This window comes from Streptomyces sp. NBC_00122, assembly GCF_045160845.1.
GTDB lineage: Bacteria > Actinomycetota > Actinomycetes > Streptomycetales > Streptomycetaceae > Streptomyces.
Map to the genome: position 1 here is coordinate 4929324 of NZ_CP108191.1, position 16281 is coordinate 4945604.

General features: G+C 72.0%; 14 protein-coding genes. 7 read left to right on the top strand and 7 right to left on the bottom strand.

Features of this window, described 5'->3' with window-relative positions; genetic code table 11:
• Positions 1-173 precede the first annotated feature (173 nt).
• Positions 174-845, bottom strand: coding sequence for a response regulator transcription factor (locus OG737_RS23320; RefSeq protein ID WP_328928068.1), 672 nt, complete (start codon positions 843-845; stop codon positions 174-176).
• A 168-nt stretch (positions 846-1013) separates the two neighbouring features.
• Here OG737_RS23320 and OG737_RS23325 point away from each other — a divergent pair, with 168 nt between their 5' ends.
• Positions 1014-2369: a hydrolytic protein gene (locus OG737_RS23325; RefSeq protein ID WP_328928069.1), complete on the top strand. Its 1356-nt coding sequence runs from the start codon at positions 1014-1016 to the stop codon at positions 2367-2369.
• 221 nt (positions 2370-2590) lie between these two features.
• Here the strand turns inward: OG737_RS23325 and OG737_RS23330 are convergent, their stop codons facing one another.
• Both OG737_RS23330 and OG737_RS23335 read right to left on the bottom strand, forming a co-directional pair.
• Positions 2591-4648 carry a DUF4157 domain-containing protein gene (locus OG737_RS23330; protein WP_405678165.1) on the bottom strand — a complete coding sequence of 686 codons (2058 nt, stop codon included), beginning with the start codon at positions 4646-4648 and terminating at the stop codon, positions 2591-2593.
• Between the two features lie 172 nt (positions 4649-4820).
• On the bottom strand, positions 4821-5612 hold the full coding sequence (locus tag OG737_RS23335) for a VOC family protein (protein ID WP_328928070.1): 792 nt from the start codon (positions 5610-5612) through the stop codon (positions 4821-4823).
• A 175-nt stretch (positions 5613-5787) separates the two neighbouring features.
• Between OG737_RS23335 and OG737_RS23340 the strand changes: the two genes are divergently transcribed.
• The gene (locus tag OG737_RS23340; protein WP_328928071.1) at positions 5788-6633 is read left to right on the top strand and encodes a sulfurtransferase; all 846 of its coding nucleotides are present in this window, start codon (positions 5788-5790) and stop codon (positions 6631-6633) included.
• 46 nt (positions 6634-6679) lie between these two features.
• Here OG737_RS23340 and sepH read toward each other — a convergent pair whose 3' ends face one another.
• A complete protein-coding gene (gene sepH / locus OG737_RS23345; protein ID WP_328928072.1) occupies positions 6680-7729 on the bottom strand; it encodes a septation protein SepH in 1050 nt (349 codons plus the stop codon).
• Between the two features lie 495 nt (positions 7730-8224).
• Here sepH and OG737_RS23350 point away from each other — a divergent pair, with 495 nt between their 5' ends.
• Complete coding sequence (locus OG737_RS23350; RefSeq protein WP_328928073.1) at positions 8225-8974, top strand: hypothetical protein; 750 nt, start codon at positions 8225-8227, stop codon at positions 8972-8974.
• Between the two features lie 2 nt (positions 8975-8976).
• Here the strand turns inward: OG737_RS23350 and OG737_RS23355 are convergent, their stop codons facing one another.
• Together OG737_RS23355 and OG737_RS23360 are read right to left on the bottom strand one after the other, a co-directional pair.
• Complete coding sequence (locus tag OG737_RS23355) at positions 8977-10302, bottom strand: D-arabinono-1,4-lactone oxidase (RefSeq protein WP_328928074.1); 1326 nt, start codon at positions 10300-10302, stop codon at positions 8977-8979.
• Positions 10256-11509 (bottom strand): MFS transporter, encoded by a 1254-nt coding sequence (locus OG737_RS23360; RefSeq protein ID WP_328928075.1) that lies wholly within the window; start codon positions 11507-11509, stop codon positions 10256-10258. The genes OG737_RS23355 and OG737_RS23360 overlap by 47 nt, the downstream gene beginning before the upstream one ends.
• Positions 11510-11680: 171 nt before the next feature.
• Here OG737_RS23360 and OG737_RS23365 point away from each other — a divergent pair, with 171 nt between their 5' ends.
• Both OG737_RS23365 and OG737_RS23370 read left to right on the top strand, forming a co-directional pair.
• Positions 11681-12841: a ferrochelatase gene (locus OG737_RS23365; RefSeq protein WP_328928076.1), complete on the top strand. Its 1161-nt coding sequence runs from the start codon at positions 11681-11683 to the stop codon at positions 12839-12841.
• Positions 12842-12892: 51 nt separating this feature from the next.
• On the top strand, positions 12893-13696 hold the full coding sequence (locus tag OG737_RS23370) for an inositol monophosphatase family protein (protein WP_405678160.1): 804 nt from the start codon (positions 12893-12895) through the stop codon (positions 13694-13696).
• A 75-nt stretch (positions 13697-13771) separates the two neighbouring features.
• Here OG737_RS23370 and OG737_RS23375 read toward each other — a convergent pair whose 3' ends face one another.
• Positions 13772-13945 carry a hypothetical protein gene (locus tag OG737_RS23375; protein ID WP_328928077.1) on the bottom strand — a complete coding sequence of 58 codons (174 nt, stop codon included), beginning with the start codon at positions 13943-13945 and terminating at the stop codon, positions 13772-13774.
• 247 nt (positions 13946-14192) lie between these two features.
• On the opposite strand from OG737_RS23375, the gene OG737_RS23380 reads away from it, so the two are divergent.
• Together OG737_RS23380 and OG737_RS23385 are read left to right on the top strand one after the other, a co-directional pair.
• The gene (locus OG737_RS23380; RefSeq protein WP_030008767.1) at positions 14193-14846 is read left to right on the top strand and encodes a response regulator transcription factor; all 654 of its coding nucleotides are present in this window, start codon (positions 14193-14195) and stop codon (positions 14844-14846) included.
• A 5-nt stretch (positions 14847-14851) separates the two neighbouring features.
• Positions 14852-16096 (top strand): HAMP domain-containing sensor histidine kinase, encoded by a 1245-nt coding sequence (locus OG737_RS23385; RefSeq protein WP_328928078.1) that lies wholly within the window; start codon positions 14852-14854, stop codon positions 16094-16096.
• Positions 16097-16281: the final 185 nt, after the last annotated feature.

A 16281-nucleotide genomic window follows, 5' to 3' on the forward strand; every position in this document is an offset into this window, starting at 1 on the left:
CACCTCACCGTCCGGTGCAGCATCTACGTATGACCCCGCCACCCTGCGGCCCCGCGGCGGCGGACCGGCAGGGCCGCGGGGCCGGATCCGGGGGAAGCGCCGGGTGCGCTTTCGGGCAGTGGCGTCCGCGGCCCGCACGTGCGGGCCGCGGGGTACCGGTCCCCGCCGTACGGTCAGATCAGCCCGTTGCGCAGGGCGTAGCCGACCGCATGCGTGCGATTGCGCAGTTGCAGCCGCGTGATGACCTCGTGCAGCACGTTCTTGACGGTCCGTTCGGAGTACGAGGTCTTGCGGGCGATCTCCGCGGTGTCCAGGCCCTCCGACACCAGGCGCAGCATGTCCGCCTCGCGCGGGGTCAGGGTGGACAGGGACACGGCGCGCGGGTCGAGCGCCGAACGCTGCAGGCTGCCGACGTGGTCGAGGAGCTTCGCGAGCAGGTCGCCGGGCAGCACGCCCTCGCCGTTCGCTATCGCCAGGACCAGACGAAGGAGCCGGTCCTGGTCGGCCTCGGAGCGCCGCAGCACCGCGGTGACCCCGGATTCGATGGCGCGCTGCAAGGCGTCCCCGGATTCGAACGTGCCGACCACGAGCCCGGTGCGCGTGTCGGAGCTGAGCCGCAGCCGGTCCAGCAGGGCGGCCGTCTCGTCGTCCACGCTGTCCACGGTCACGAGCGACACCTGCGCGTCGTCGGCGTCGGTGTCGTCGACGAGCTCGATCTCCGGTCGCTGGCGCAGTTGGTGGACGACCCCGACGCGCAGGATCGGGTCCGACGCGTACACGGCCACGGTGACCCGCTGGCCGCCGCCGGGTGAGGAAACGGTTCCGTTGTGCTGAGGCTGGGGCATGTGCGTACCTGTTCCGTGATGCGTATGTGGGATACGGATGTGAGGGAGATGGTCAACAGGTGGTTCAGTAAGAGGAGTTGGGGACAGCCTGCGGGGGCATCGGGGCTGCCCGGGGCGTTGCCCTCGCGCCCGTGGAAGTGGCCGGGGCGCCGCCATTAGCGTCGTGGTGTGACATCCCCAGCAGCCTCTTCCAGCCCTGGCGCTCCCGGCCTCGACATCCCGCGGGTGTCGGTGACGCCGGGCGGTACCGCATCCACCACCCTGACGGTCCGCAACGACGGCGACATCGTCGAGGCGTACCGCCTGGAGGTCGTCGGCGACTGCGCTGCGTGGACCACGGTGGAACCCGAGCGCGTCTCCCTCTACCCCGGCACCTCGGAAACGGTGACGATCCGCCTGGCCCCACCGCGCTCGCCGCAGGTGCGGGCGGGCGATGTGCCGCTCGCCGTGCGCGTGCTGCCCACCGAGCATCCCGAGTCCGTGCGGGTCCCCGAGACCACCGTGCACATCGAGGAGTTCCGGGAACTGCGCGCAGAGAGCGCTCCCAAACGCCGCCGCGGCTGGCTGCGCGGGCGCTATCGACTCGCCGTGCGCAACGAGGGCAACTCCCCGGTACGGCTCGGTTTCACGCCCGCGCAGCCGGGTGAGGAGCTGAAGTTCGACTTCCGCCCCGCCACGTTGAAGCTGGAGCCGGGGGAGTCGGCGGAGGTGGCGCTGCGCGTCCGCACCGGCAAGCCGGTGTGGTTCGGGTCCCCGGTGACCTGGCCGTTCACGGTCGAAGTGGCCGAAACCGGCGACGGGGACGGTGAGGACGGCAAGGAGCAGCCGGAGCCGGACGCCGTGCGGGCCCCGCTGGAGGCGGAGTTCGTCCAGATCCCGATCTTCCCGACGTGGCTGCTCGCGGTACTGGCCGCGCTGCTGGCGCTGCTGCTCGCCTGGTTCATGCTGGTGCGCCCGGCCGTGCGCAGCACGGCCAAGGAGGCCGCCGACGAGGTGGTCCAGAAGAGGCCGACGCCCGGTGCGGACGTGGACGGACAGTCCCCGGGGGCCGGCGGCGCCACCAAGCAGCCGGGCGGCGGAGGCAAGAACCCCCAGCCCGGGGCGGGCACAGGCGGTACGGGGGCCGGGCCCGGATCGGGGTCCGGAGGCGGCGGCGGGGGCGCCGCAGGACAGCAGAGTTCGGCCACCATCGACCTGCAGACCGACGGCGGTCAGACCAAGGCCGGCGCCTACACGGTGCCCGCGGGCAAGGCGTTCGGGATCACGGACATCGTCGTCGCCAACTTCCAGGGCGACGAAGGCGTGGTGACCATCAGCTTCGGCGACCGCAAGATCACGACGATCGCGCTGGAGACGTTCCGCAACCAGGACTATCACTGGGTCACCCCCATCAGCATCGCCGAGAGCCAGACTGTGACCGTCCAGGTGACCTGTGCGAAGCCGGGCACCCCTGCCACCGGGCGTCAGGCGCAGGAGTGCCACGAGGTGCTCAACGTAAGTGGTGTACTGAGCGACCTCCGGTGACCCGAGCGGCACGGCCATAGTCGGTCAGGTTGTACGCCAGGGCAAAGAGGGCCTTTGCCCTGGCGTCCGGAAATCGGCACTCCAGAGGATCGATCGGGCGTTCCCCTCGCAACCGCACGCTTTCGATTCGACAGTGCCAGGACCGGTTAACCCGGGTACGCACGTCACCAGTTGGCGAAACGCCAAACTTGGCTTGAATTGGTCTCTCTGTTTCGGTCCGGTCAGTGCGTGGGGACTCCCACCCGCTGGCCCGATTCCAGGACCACGGTCGCCGCGCCGAGGTCGACCGTGTTCGGCAGCATCGCCTGCGGCCGCACCAGGTCCTTGAGCAGGAAACGCATCAGATCGGCGCCGGACATCGCCTTGAGCCTGTCCGCGAGCTGCGGGTTCACCGCTTCGAGACGCTGGATCTCCACGACGGCCCGCTCCACCAGCCCCGGCACGATGTCCCGGCCCATCAGGGTGTTGGACCGCAGCCGCTCCGAATGGACCTGCTCCTGCGCACCGGATCCGTAGGTCATGGTGCTGTGCTCGTCCGACAGGGCCTGGGTCGTGGAGAACATGATCTGCCCCCTGCGCTCCTGGTTCGACTCGTTGCCCATCACCTCCATGACGGCCTCCATGTCCAGCGAATCGGCCGCCGCCCCCGCGCCGACGTCGAACTTCCGCACCGGCAGCGTGAACTCAGCCGAGAAGGCGTCCTCGCGGGTGTTCAACTTGCTCTCCGTCTGCGCCGGATCCTCGGGCCGCGCGCGCACGGTGGGGTACTCGCGCTGCGCGAAGTCGCTGAGCATCAGCCAGCCCTGGCTCATCAGGGGGGACTCGGTGAGCGGGATCTGGATCCTGGCCGGTTCGTCATCGCCGCTGAAGCGCGTCGATCGGAACGGGCTGCCTGGCACCTCCAGGAAGAAGAAGACGAAGCCCTCGTTGGCCAGGACGTGCTTGTCGTACGCCTCCGAGTTGTTCGGCGCGTCCGGATCCGCCCGGAGCAGCTCGGTCTTGGACTTCATCCGCCCCTGGGCGAGCATCGTCTCGGCCCGCGACCTGCCCGTGTAGTGGCACAGCACGCTCCGCTGGAGCGCTGACGTCAGCTTGGTCCTGACGTCGGGAACCCAGTTCCGGTCCCCCTGGCCCCGGCCGATCTCCTTGGCCATCCCGGCCCGGTTGAGCTCCGACAGCTCGCGGAAGTAACTGGGTCCGTGCATGTGGAACGCGGCCGCGCTGTCGGCCCACTGCGCCTGCTGCCACAGCATGCCGTTCGTGGTCATCGCGCTGAACGGTGCCCCCGCCTCGACGGGGAACTCGGCGTCGCGGACGAGCTGGTCGTTCACCAGCACCAGTTCGGCCTTGACGATGTCGAGCGCGGCAGCCAGCCAGGGCTTGACGGCCGGGGGTGCGTCGTCCTCGGCCGGGGCGATCTCCTGGGTGAGGCGCGACAGCTCGATCATGCAGTGCATCGGGTCGCGGACGGGATCGCTGTCGTACGCGGCGATGCCCGCCCGCACCTGCGCCACCAACGGGTCCGCCGGAGCCGGGTTGCGCGACATGAGCCGGCCCAGCAGCCCTCCGGGACGCGGCGGGTCGACCGGCAGCGAGGGGCCGAGCTCCTCGGGCCCCTTGCGCTGGACGACGGCCCGCTCGCCGGACACCGGCGCGTGCGTGCCGTGCTCCTCGCGGGCGGCACGCTGTACGGGCGCGGGAGCCGCCATGACCCGGCTCGCGTTGGCCTCGGCCTCCCGCTCGAAGCGGTCGCCGGGGTCGCTGACCCGCAGCCCGTGGCCCGTGTCCGTCCCCGCGACCGGCCCCTGCCGCTGCTGGATGACATGGGTGAGCTCGTGGGCGAGGGTGTGCTTGTCCTTCCCGCCGTCCGTGACGACCACATGGCTGCCCGAGGTGTACGCCCGGGCCCCGATCTCGGCCGCGGACCGCTGCGCGAGGGGATCGGAGTGGACCCGTACGTCGGAGAAGTCGGCGCCGAGCCGGTTCTCCATCTCCTCGCGCAGGGGTGCGTCGAGCGGCCGCCCGGGCGACCGGAGCACCTGGTGCGCGGTCGCCCGCTGGACCGGTGCGTCCCCGCGCCCGGGGCCGGCGCCGTGGCCCGCCGCGAGCATGCGCGTCACCGCCGCGTTGCCGACGGACCGCTGGAGCGCCGGCAGTGCCGACAGCGCCGCCGCCGGAGCGGCGGGAGCCCGGTCCTCACCCGGACGCCTCTGCCGGGACGGGGCGGAGCTGTCCTTGGAGGCATCGGCTGCTGCCTTGTCGCGGGCGGGGATACGCATGGGCGTTCCTCTCGGGGATGCGGCGGGACGTACACCTGCCTACCCGCGAAATCGCCCTGGTGACATGCCCGTTCGGACACACCCGGGGGAAGACACGACTGGTCTGCAGGCTGCCTGCGGACACTCCCCGGAGGTCCTCCCGGTCAACCACGCCCGACCGTCCGCACCCCGGTCAGTCGCGGGGCCGGGAGTGGATGAGGGTGAAGGCCGCGCCCTCCGGGTCCGCGACCGTGGCCACCCGGCCGCCGATGCCGTCGCGGGGCGGTTCCAGGATCCGCCCGCCCAGATCGCTGACCCGGGCGGCGGCCGCGTCGGTGTCCTCGACCTCGAAGTACGTCATCCAGTGCGGGCCCCGGTCGTGCGGCAGCGAGCGGCCGACGCCGTGCACGGCGGCCACCGGGCGGCCCTCCAGGTGCAGGGTCAGGTAGTCGAAGTCGTCGGAGGCGGTGGCGTGCGTCTGGGCCTCGTGGCCGAAGACGTGCTCGTAGAACTTGCCGACCGCCGAGGTGTCCTGGGTGACCAGCTCGTTCCAGACCGGGGTGCCCGGGGCGCCGTGCAGCCGGGTGCCCATGGGGGACTGCGCCTGCCACAGCCCGAAGATCGCGCCCAGCGGGTCGGAGCAGATCGCCACCCGCCCCGCGACGCCGGCGTCCAGCGGGCCCACCGCGACCGTCCCGCCGCACGCACGGATCGTCTCCGCCGTGGCGTCGGCGTCGTCCGTGGCGAGGTACGTGGTCCAGGCGACCGGAAGATGCCGGTCCGGCGGCATCTCGCCGATGCCGGCCACCTCGCGGCCGTCCAGCAGGGCCCGTACGTACGGGCCGAGCTGCTCCGGGCCCGGTACGTACTCCCAGCCGAACAGGTCGGCGTAGAAGTCCTCGGTGGTCCCCAGGCCGTGCACCATGAGGCTCACCCAGCACGGGGTGCCGGGCGTGCGCCGGGTTGCTTCCGCTGCCTCGGTCATGTCAGCCGTCTCCTCCGTCGTGCCGCTTACCGGTGCTGATGCTTCCACTCCGGGGGGCCCGACGCGCCCCGACCGGCCGCGTCGCGGGCGCCCGGGAGAGAGATGACCGGATCGGTTCGCACCTCCGGTGTCGGGCTTGTTACGGGGGCGCCGGGCGGGGAGGAAGATGGGCCCCATGACTTCGAAATCTGCGATCCTCTCCGCCGCCGAACTGGCGAGCGAGCTGGCCGCTTCCCGGCCGCCGGTGCTGCTGGACGTCCGCTGGCAGCTGGGCGGCCCCGACCAGCGCCCCGCCTACGAGGCCGGGCACCTGCCCGGCGCGGTGTACGTCGACCTCGACAGTGAACTGGCAGGTCCGCCGGGGTCGGGCGGGCGGCACCCACTTCCGGACCCGGAGGCCTTCGGAGCGGTGATGCGCAGGGCCGGCGTCTCGGCGGACGTACCGGTGGTCGTGTACGACGGCGGTCAGGGCTGGGCGGCCGCCCGCGCATGGTGGCTGTTGCGCTGGACGGGTCACACGGACGTACGGGTACTGGACGGAGGCCTGGCGCAGTGGACGTCAGCGGGGGGTGACGTGACGGCCGACCGGGTGACTCCCACGGAGGGTGATTTCAAGCCAAGTCCGGGAGCGGTCGGGCTGCTGGACGCGGACGGGGCGGCCGCGCGGGCGCGTGCGGGGGTCCTCCTGGACGCGCGTGCGGGGGAGCGGTACCGCGGGGAGGTCGAGCCGATCGACCCGGTCGGCGGCCACATCCCGGGCGCCCTGTCGGCCCCGACCACGGAGAACGTGGATCCGGACGGCCGGCTCCTGTCGGCGGCCGCCCTGCGGGCGCGCTTCGCCGCCCTCGGCGCCGCGGACGGCACCCCGGTGGGGGTGTACTGCGGGTCGGGGGTCTCCGGCGCGCACGAGGTGCTCGCGCTGGAGGTGGCGGGAATCGCCTCCGACCTCTACGCGGGCAGCTGGTCGGAGTGGTCCGCGGACCCGGCCCGCCCGGTGGCCACGGGTCCGCACCCCGAGTAGCCCCGAAGGCGCCGCCGCCGGGGATGCCCGGGCGGCGGCGCTGGCGCTACTCCTGCTTCTTGCGGCGGGTGCCGAAGACGATCTCGTCCCAGCTGGGCACCGCCGCCCGGCGCCCGGGGCGGACCCCGTCGGCCTCGGCCTGCCGGTCGGTGGTGCCCGTCAGCCGGTCGCGGTGGCCGGCCACCGTGCGGGGCATCAGGACGTCGGCGTACGCGGAACCCGCGCCCGCTGAGGCGGCCGGGGCCGGAGGTTCCTCCGCCTCGGCCTCCTCGGCCGGGGGTTCGGTCCGGTCCGGGACCACCATGTCGCCGCGGAAGCTCGGGACCGCCTCCAGCAGGCTGGTCAGGGTGTCCCGTTCCTCTTCCGGATCCGGCTGGGGGGCCGTCGGCCGCTCCAGCTGGCGGTCGAGGGCGCGGTCCAGCGGCCGGTCGCGCGGCAGCCGCGCGATCCTCGGCACGAAGGGGAAGCTCGGCTCCGGCGTGGCCGGCAGGTCGTCCGACTCGCCGATCAGCGAGCGGGCCTCATCGTCCACGGCCACGACCAGCCGGCGCGGCGGGTCGTACGTCCAGATGGCGGAGTGCGGCTCACCGGCGACCCGGTAGACGAGCAGGACCTCCCAGGTGCCGTCGTCGCGGCGCCAGGAGTCCCACTGGACGGACTCCTTCTCGGCCCCGCGCAGGGTCAGCCGCTCCTGCACGGCCTCGCCGAGCTGGGGTCCGGTGTTCTCGCCGGGGCGGCGTACGGGGGTCTTGCGGGCGCGCTCGGCCATGAACGCGCGCTCGGCGAGCACCGGGCCCTCGAAGCGGCGTACGCGGTCGACGGGGATGCCGGCGAGCTGAGCGACCTCCTCCGCGGAGGCACCGGCCCGTATGCGGGCCTGGATGTCGCGGGGGCGGAGGTGGCTCTCCACCTCGATCTCGATCTGGTTCAGGCGCGCGCGGTCGTTGCGCACGGCAGCCCGCAGTCGCTCGTCGATCGGAAGCGTGTACTCCGTGCTGTCCCCAGCCTTGAGCACCAGTCGTGTGCCGTCATTTGAGACGGCCACGACACGCAGTTCGGGCATGGGGACCTCCCGGGTGGTGCCTGCCGACGTCACGTGCGTCGCTGCTTCCGCTAGTCGAGTGTGGCCTGCCCGGGTGCAGCCTGCCACAACCTTGCCGAGTTAAACCGGCGTGTCGGGCATGTGCCCTTGATCGCCGTTATGGCACGGTTACCTGTTGGGCACGCACAGTGACCGAGTGGTTACTGTGCGCAGCAGGAATCCATGCGATACCGCGGCATCACCGGTCTTGAGTGCCGTTTTCCATCAATTCGGCCCCCTCTCCCGAATCCGGACATCCGTAAGGAAGGACGAACCCAGGGCTCGTCACAGTACTCCATTCGGGCCACCTGGGTGGACCGCCGCGCCGCCGAACTTCTCCCGGACGGTGGGAGTTGGCCTGCCCTCTGACGGGTCCCACCTGCACCCGTGTTCGTTTCCGGGTGTCTTGCTTCACAGAATCCCCAGAAATGGAACTATTTGTTTCGCTCGGGTGTCAGTAACTGCTGAAGGCTTCCGGTGCGGGAGAGGCGGGACACACAGGGGATGGCGATGGGTCAGAAGACGGCGCACGACGGCGAACCGGAGAAGAGGAAGCTCGACCTGAGCGCGGCCCAGGTGGCCGGCAGCTCCCTCGCCACCGTCGCGGCCGCCCTCCTCGCCTCGAAGATGGGCGTCTACGGGACCATCCTGGGCGCCGGTGTGGTCAGCGTCGTCGCCACCGCCGGCGGACCCGTCATCCAGCACTTCTTCCGGCGCACCGGCGACCAGCTGCGCGAGACCGCCCGCCCCGAGGCCCACCGGGTGCCGCTCCCCGGTGACGCCGCGCCCAGCGGGGAGTTCGGCGAGGCCACCGTGCACGGCACACGGGTACGGGGCTGGAAGCGCACGGCCGTCGCGGCCGGTGCCGTCTTCGCCCTCTCCCTGGGAGTCCTCGGGAGCTACGAGGCGATGGCCGGCACCGCGGTCAGCGCGGGCGGCGGCACCATCCTCTCCGGAGGCACGCGCAAGGCGCCCGACCACGAGCCCTCGCGGCCCCGGGAGGAGAAGGGCGCCGACGGGAAGGACGGGAAGACACCAAGGTCCGGGACCTCCCCGGACCCCTCGGCCCCGCTCAGCGGCGGCGGCCGGAGCCCGAGCCCCGGTGCGGGCACCCCGGACCCGGCCGACTCCTCGCCCGGCCCGTCCCCCTCCCCGTCGCAGCACGGCCCGACGCCGACGCCCACACCGACGCCCACCCCGAGCCGGACTCCGGGTACGGACACCCCGACATCCGCCGGGCCAGACGGGGGCGCCCCCTGAACTCACTCGCCCAGCACGCGCCGCAAGTAGTCGTTGCCGAACACCCGGTCCGGGTCCAGCCGGTCGCGGAGCGCGGTGAACTCGGCGAACCGCGGGTAGAGCCGCGCGAAGTACTCCGCGTCCCGCGTGTGCACCTTGCCCCAGTGCGGCCGGCCGCCGTGCGCGGTGAAGATGCGCTCGGCCGCCGTGAAGTAGGCCTGGTACGGGGTGCCCCGGTACATGTGCACCGCGATGTACGCCGTCTCGCGGCCCGAGGCCGTCGACAGGGTGATGTCGTCCGCGGGAGCCGTCCGCACCTCGACCGGGAAGCTGATCCGCATCCCGGAGCCGTCGACCATGGCCCGCAGCTCCCGCAGCGCCTCGACCACCCGCTCGCGCGGCAGTGCGTACTCCATCTCCACGAACCGCACCCGGCGCGGACTGGTGAACACCTTGTACGGGATGTCCGTGTAGGTGCGCGCCGACAGGGCGCGGCTGGCCACGCGGGCGATGGAGGGGATGGTGGCCGGGACCGCGCGGCCCAGCGAGTTCACCGCCTGGAAGATGCCGTTGGACAGCAGCTCGTCCTCGATCCACGCGCTCACCGGTCCGGGCGGGGCGGCGGGGCCCTGGCTGCGGTTGTTCCGCTTGGTGTTGCAGTTGCCGGTGTGCGGGAACCAGTAGAACTCGAAGTGCTCGTTCTCCGCGAAGTGCTCGTCGAACTCGGCCGTCACCCGGTCGAACCCCATGGGCTCCTCACGGGCGGTCAGGAAGAAGAGCGGCTCCACCGCGAAGGTGATCGAAGTGACGATGCCCAGCGCGCCGATGCCCACCCGGGCCGCCGCGAACACCTCGGGGTTCTCCTTCTCGGAGCACGTGAGCAGCCGGCCGTCGGCGGTGACCAGTTCCAGGCCGCGGATCTGGGCGGCGATGGAGGCCGAGTCGCGGCCGGTGCCGTGGGTGCCCGTGCTGGTGGCGCCGGAGACCGTCTGCTCCATGATGTCGCCCATGTTCGTGAGCGACAGGCCTTCCCGGGCCAGGGCCGCGTTCAGGTCCTTCAGGACCGTGCCCGCCGCCACCGTGACGGTGCCCGCCTCGCGGTCGATCGAGGTGATCCCGGCCAGCGCCTGAGGGCGTACGAGCACCCCGTCGGTCGCGGCGGCCGCGGTGAAGGAGTGGCCGGTGCCGACCGCCTTCACCCGCAGTCCCTGTTCGGCGGCCCGGCGGACCGTCTCCTGGAGCTCCCCGACCGAGGCCGGGGTCACCACGCGCGCGGGCCGGGCGGACACGTTGCCCGCCCAGTTACGCCACGCGGTCTGGCTGTTCTTCCCTGCTGTCGCCGTCCCCATCGCTAGCTGGCTCCTCCCCTTGCGCCGGCCTCGTCAGCCGGCGATAACCCGCGAACGCCACCGCTGCCGCGGCCGCCCCCGACGCGATGGAGACGACGTACCCGCGCTGCGCGCCGGCCGCGTCGATGACCAGTCCGGTCACGGAGGAGCCGATCGCGACGCCGACCGCGAGGCCGGTGCTGATCCAGGTCATGCCCTCGGTCAGCTTCGCGCGTGGTACGTGCGCCTCGATCAGGGCCATCGTGGTGATCATCGTGGGAGCGATGGCGAGGCCCGAGACGAAGAGCGCCACGGCCAGAAACGGAAGGTTCCCGGCCAGTAGGAGGGGGATCATACTCACGGCCATCGCACAGATGCCCAGTACCCACCTGCGTTCGGTCCGGCCCTTGAGATGGAGCAGGCCGAAGACGATTCCGGCGATACAGGACCCGAGGGCCCAGACGGCCAGGATGTAGCTGGCGTAGGACTTGTGGCCCTGTTCCTCGGCGAAGGCCAGGGTGGACACGTCGATGGAGCCGAAGATCGCGCCGGTCGCCACGAAGGTGGCCGTCAGCACCTGGAGGCCGGGGGAACGCAGGGCCGAGGTGCGGTCCGCGTGCTCGTCGCGCGGGTGCGGCGAGGGCTCGGTGGCGCGCTGCGCGGTGAGCAGCCAGACGCCGGCGAACAGGCAGACGGCGGCGATCAGCGGTCCGGCCTCGGGGAACCAGACGGTGGACAGCATGATGGCGATGATCGGGCCGAAGATGAAGCAGACCTCGTCGATCACGGACTCGAAGGAGTACGCGGTGTGGAGCTCGCGCGGGGACTCGCGGTAGATCACGGTCCAGCGGGCGCGGACCATCGAGCCCACGCTCGGTACGCAGCCCGCGATCGCGGCGCACACGAAGAGCGTCCAGTCGGGCCACCCGTTCGCGGCGGCCACCAGCAGCACGGCCACCGAGGCCACCGAGACCGCCGTGGCGGGGCGCAGGACCCGCCGCTGGCCGTACTGGTCCACCAGGCGGGAGACCTGCGGGCCGATGACCGCGGCGGCGAGGGCGAGGGTGCCGGTGAGCGCGCTGGCCATCGCGTAGCGGCCGGTGATCTCGGAGATCATCGTGAGGATGCCGACCCCGACCATGGAGATCGGGAGCCGGCCTATGAGGCCGGCCGCGCTGAACGCCTTGGTTCCGGGGGCCGCGAAGATCGCGCGGTAGGGACTGGGCAAGGGGTCTCCGTAAGGGACGTCATCGGCTCGTACAGGTTACGACTGCCGGCCGGGCACCCGCACGGGAAAGGTTCCGAACCAAGGAACTTAGGGTCACCTTACCTGTGACGCGGGCCAGGTCCCGGCCAGGGCGGTTCCCGCGCGCGGAGGCCGGGTGGCAGGATTCGATCCATGTCAGACCAGCTCCGCCCGCCCGTCGGCGGGCCCGCCACCCCGTACGACGCCCTCCTGCTGCTCTCCTTCGGAGGTCCCGAGGGACCCGACGACGTCGTGCCGTTCCTGGAGAACGTCACGCGCGGGCGCGGCATCCCGCGCGAGCGGCTCAAGGAGGTCGGGCAGCACTACTTCGGTTTCGGCGGGGTCAGCCCGATCAACGCGCAGAACCGCGAACTGCTGGACGCGCTGCGCAAGGACTTCGCCGAGCACGGGCTGGACCTGCCGGTCTACTGGGGCAACCGGAACTGGGCCCCGTACCTGACCGACGTGCTGCGCGAGATGGCCGCCGACGGGCGCCGCCGCATCGCGGTGCTCGCGACCAGCGCGTACGCCTCGTACTCGGGCTGCCGGCAGTACCGCGAGAACCTCGCCGACGCGCTGGCCGCGCTCGAGGAGGAAGGCGTGGCCCAGCTGCCGCAGGTGGACAAGCTGCGGCACTACTTCAACCACCCCGGCTTCGTGCAGCCGATGATCGACGGGGTGCTCGCCTCGCTGGCCGGGCTGGCGCCGGAGGTACGCGCCGGGGCGCACCTGGTCTTCACCACGCACTCCATCCCGACCGCGGCCGCCGACACCTCGGGACCGGCAGGGGAGCACACCGGGCACGGCGAGGGCGGCGCCTACGTCAAGCAGCACCTGGACGTCGCACGGGTCGTCGCGGACGCCGTGCGCGCCGAGACGGGCACGGAACTGCCCTGGGAGCTCGTCTACCAGTCGCGCAGCGGCGCCCCGCACATCCCGTGGCTGGAGCCGGACATCTGCGACCACCTGGAGGCCCTCCACGCGGCGGGTGCGCCCGCGGCGGTGATGGTGCCGATCGGCTTCGTCTCGGACCACATGGAGGTCCTGTACGACCTCGACACGGAGGCGACGGCGAAGGCGGCGGAGCTGGGGCTGCCCGTCGCCCGGTCGGCCACGGTCGGGGCCGACCCGCGGTTCGCCGCGGCCGTACGCGAACTCGTGCTGGAACGGGCCGCGGCCGAACGGGGCGAGCCCGTCGAGCGGTGCGCGCTGGGACTGCTGGGCGCGAGCCATGACCTGTGCGCCGTGGGCTGCTGCCCGGCGCGGGCACCCCGGCCGGCGGCCGCGGGCGCCGACAGCCCGTACCCCCGCTGAGGCGACAGCCCGTACCCCCGCTGAGGCCGTACCCCCGCTGAGGAGTGGACCGTGATTTCCGAAGAGCTGAAGGCCGAACTGCTGGACGTGGGCCTGGAGGCCGCCCGGCAGGCCGGGGCGCTGCTGCGCGACGGCCGGCCGGCCGATCTGGCGGTGGCCGCGACGAAGAGCAGTCCGATCGACGTGGTGACCGAGATGGACATCGCGGCGGAGAAGCTGATCACCAGCATCCTCGCCGAGCGGCGGCCCGCGGACGGGCTGCTGGGCGAGGAGGGCGCGGACACCCCCGGGACGAGCGGGGTGCGCTGGGTCGTCGACCCGCTGGACGGGACCGTGAACTACCTCTACGGGCTCCCGAGCTGGGGCGTGTCCATCGCGGCCGAGTACCGGGGCGAGACCGTGGTGGGCGTCGTGGCGGCGCCGATGCGCGGGGAGACGTACCACGCGGTGCTCGGCGGCGGGGCGTGGCTCGGTACGGCGCGGCTCGCCTGCCGGGCGGCGGCGCCGCTGGACCAGGCGCTGCTCGGGACCGGCTTCGCGTACGTCCAGGCCAGGCGGGCCCACCAGGCCGGTGTCGTGGCGCGGATCATCCCGGTGGTACGGGACATCCGGCGGGGCGGGTCGGCGGCGCTGGACCTGTGTGACGTGGCCGCCGGACGGCTGGACGGGTACTACGAGCGTGGGCTGAACCCGTGGGACCTGGCGGCGGGTGAACTGATCGCCCGGGAGGCCGGGGCCGTGACCGGGGGCCGCACTGGCGAGCGGGCCTCGGGGGAGCTGGCCCTGGCGGCCACCCCGGCGGTCTTCGCCTCCCTCCAGCCGCTGCTGGACGAGGTCGGGGCCTGGCACGACTGACCCCGCGCCGTCGCCGTCGTGGAATGAGGGAACCCCGGCCGCCGGGAGACGGCGGCCGGGGTTCGAGGTCTGGGGTCAGGCGGCGCTGACGGACACGGGGACCCCGTGTTCGGCGGCGAGGCGCTGGAGGTCTTCCAGCTCCGCCTGTTCCACTTCCGCGAGGAAGTCGTCGCCCGACTCGCGGGCCATCCTGAGGTCCGACTGCGTGGCCCTGATGCGCTGCAGGAGACCCGCGGTGAATGCGTCCATGGTGGGTTCGCCCCCTCTTCGTGGGTCGGCGGCGGCACGTGGCAGTCCGCCGTCAGGGAGTGGATGGGGTGTGGTGACGTCCTCCCCGGCACCCTGGGCCCAGAAACCTCTTGAGGCGAGGGAATCCTCACTTCCGTCCCGTCCGCCTCCCTGTGAGCGTCGCCTTACAGCCGGTTTACGGCCGAAACGGGCAGGATGGACGACGCAACACACGTGTGCCCTGATGGGCCCTGAGGAAGGAAACGACGTGCGCGTACTCGTCGTCGAGGACGAGCAGCTGCTCGCCGATGCGGTGGCCACCGGGCTGCGCCGGGAGGCCATGGCAGTGGACGTCGTGTACGACGGCGCCGCCGCCCTGGAGCGCGTCGGAGTCAACGACTACGACGTGGTCGTGCTCGACCGGGACCTCCCGCTCGTGCACGGCGACGACGTCTGCCGGAAGATCGTCGAGCTCGGCATGCCCACCCGCGTGCTGATGCTGACCGCCTCCGGCGACGTCAGCGACCGCGTGGAAGGGCTGGAACTCGGGGCGGACGACTACCTGCCCAAGCCCTTCGCCTTCACCGAGCTGACGGCCCGGGTGCGGGCGCTCGGGCGGCGCACCACCGTCGCGCTGCCGCCCGTGCTGGAGCGGGCCGGCATCAAGCTGGACCCGAACCGGCGTGAGGTGTTCCGCGAGGGCAAGGAGGTGCAGCTGGCGCCGAAGGAGTTCGCGGTGCTGGAGGTGCTCATGCGCAGCGAGGGGACCGTGGTTTCCGCCGAGCAGCTGCTGGAGAAGGCATGGGACGAGAACACCGACCCCTTCACCAACGTGGTGCGGGTGACGGTCATGACCTTGCGGCGCAAGCTGGGGGAGCCGCCGGTCATCGTGACCGTGCCTGGCTCCGGGTACCGGATCTGACGCGGGTGGCAACGAGTCCGGCGCCACCTTCGGCGCCTCCGAAACCGACCTGGGACCCCGGCCAGCCCGAGGGTCCCTTCCCTTGGCTGCGGCCGACGATCCGGATACGCCTCACGCTGCTCTACGGCGGGATGTTCCTGATCGCCGGCATCCTGCTGCTGTCGATCATCTACCTGCTGGCGGCGCAGGCCCTGCGTGAGGGCAACGCGCTCATGTACGAGATCGTCGGCGGCCAGAACGTCAAGGTCACCAGCCCCACCTGCCCCGTGGTGAGCATCAACCAGTCGTACGACCAGTTCAACTCGGCCATGAAGGCGTGCGCGCTGGAGCAGCGCCGCCACGCGCTGGACGACCTGCTGAGCCGCTCGCTGATGGCCCTGCTCGGCCTGAGCATCATCGCCTTCGCCTTCGGCTACGCGATGGCCGGCCGGGTGCTCTCGCCGCTGGGCAAGATCACCCGGACCGCCCGCCGCGTGGTCGGCTCCGACCTGACCCGGCGGATCGAGCTGGACGGGCCGGACGACGAGCTCAAGGAGCTCGCCGACACGTTCGACGAGATGCTGGACCGGCTGGAGCGGGCCTTCACGGCCCAGCAGAGGTTCGTCGCGAACGCCTCGCACGAGCTGCGGACCCCGCTCGCGATCAACCGGACCCTGCTGGAGGTCCATCTCTCCGATCCGGGGGCTCCCGTCGAGCTCCAGCAGCTCGGGAAGACCCTGCTCGCCACCAACGAGCGCAGCGAGCAGCTGGTCGAGGGCTTGCTGCTGCTGGCCCGCAGCGAGAACCAGATCGTCGAGCGCAAGCCCGTGGACCTGGCGGAGGTGGCCTCGCGCGCCCTCGACCAGGTGCGCGGGGAGGCCGACGCGAAGGGCGTGGAGATCCGCGGCGAGCGCGCCCTGGCCGTCGTCCAGGGCAATGGCGTGCTGCTGGAGCGGATCGCGCTGAACCTGGTGCAGAACGCCGTCCGGTACAACGTGCCGGAGGGCGGCTGGGTGGAGGTCACCACCGAGGCCCAGCACGGCGAGGCGGTCCTCGTGGTGTCGAACACGGGTCCCGTGGTTCCCGCGTACGAGGTGGACAATCTGTTCGAGCCGTTCAGGCGGCTGCGTACGGAGCGAACGGGCAGCGACAAGGGTGTCGGGCTCGGCCTCTCCATCGCGCGCTCAGTGGCCCGCGCACACGGCGGAAGGATCCAGGCGACCCCCAGGGAAGGCGGTGGCCTCGTGATGCGTGTCACTCTTCCCATGTGAGTTCTTCCTCCCTGTGTTCGCTTTTGGCTGAATGCCTGCCATGTGAAAGAAATCGAGTCTGTGTGATCGATCACATGGCCCGGTGTCGGCCCATGTGCGTTCTGTGACCCCTTGGCGGCCGGAACGCCCGGGAAGTCCGGGTTTCCGGCCCCCCGGATGGCGGGAAATACACGGGGTGGCGTTTG

Excerpts from the sequence above, each read along its gene's own strand:
- OG737_RS23355 (WP_328928074.1), bottom strand. The coding sequence starts at position 10,302 with ATGGGGACGGCGACAGCAGGGAAGAACAGCCAGACCGCGTGGCGTAAC.
- OG737_RS23320 (WP_328928068.1), bottom strand. The coding sequence starts at position 845 with ATGCCCCAGCCTCAGCACAACGGAACCGTTTCCTCACCCGGCGGCGGC.
- OG737_RS23330 (WP_405678165.1), bottom strand. The coding sequence starts at position 4,648 with ATGCGTATCCCCGCCCGCGACAAGGCAGCAGCCGATGCCTCCAAGGAC.
- OG737_RS23340 (WP_328928071.1), top strand. The coding sequence starts at position 5,788 with ATGACTTCGAAATCTGCGATCCTCTCCGCCGCCGAACTGGCGAGCGAG.
- OG737_RS23375 (WP_328928077.1), bottom strand. The coding sequence starts at position 13,945 with ATGGACGCATTCACCGCGGGTCTCCTGCAGCGCATCAGGGCCACGCAG.
- OG737_RS23335 (WP_328928070.1), bottom strand. The coding sequence starts at position 5,612 with ATGACCGAGGCAGCGGAAGCAACCCGGCGCACGCCCGGCACCCCGTGC.
- OG737_RS23350 (WP_328928073.1), top strand. The coding sequence starts at position 8,225 with ATGGGTCAGAAGACGGCGCACGACGGCGAACCGGAGAAGAGGAAGCTC.
- OG737_RS23365 (WP_328928076.1), top strand. The coding sequence starts at position 11,681 with ATGTCAGACCAGCTCCGCCCGCCCGTCGGCGGGCCCGCCACCCCGTAC.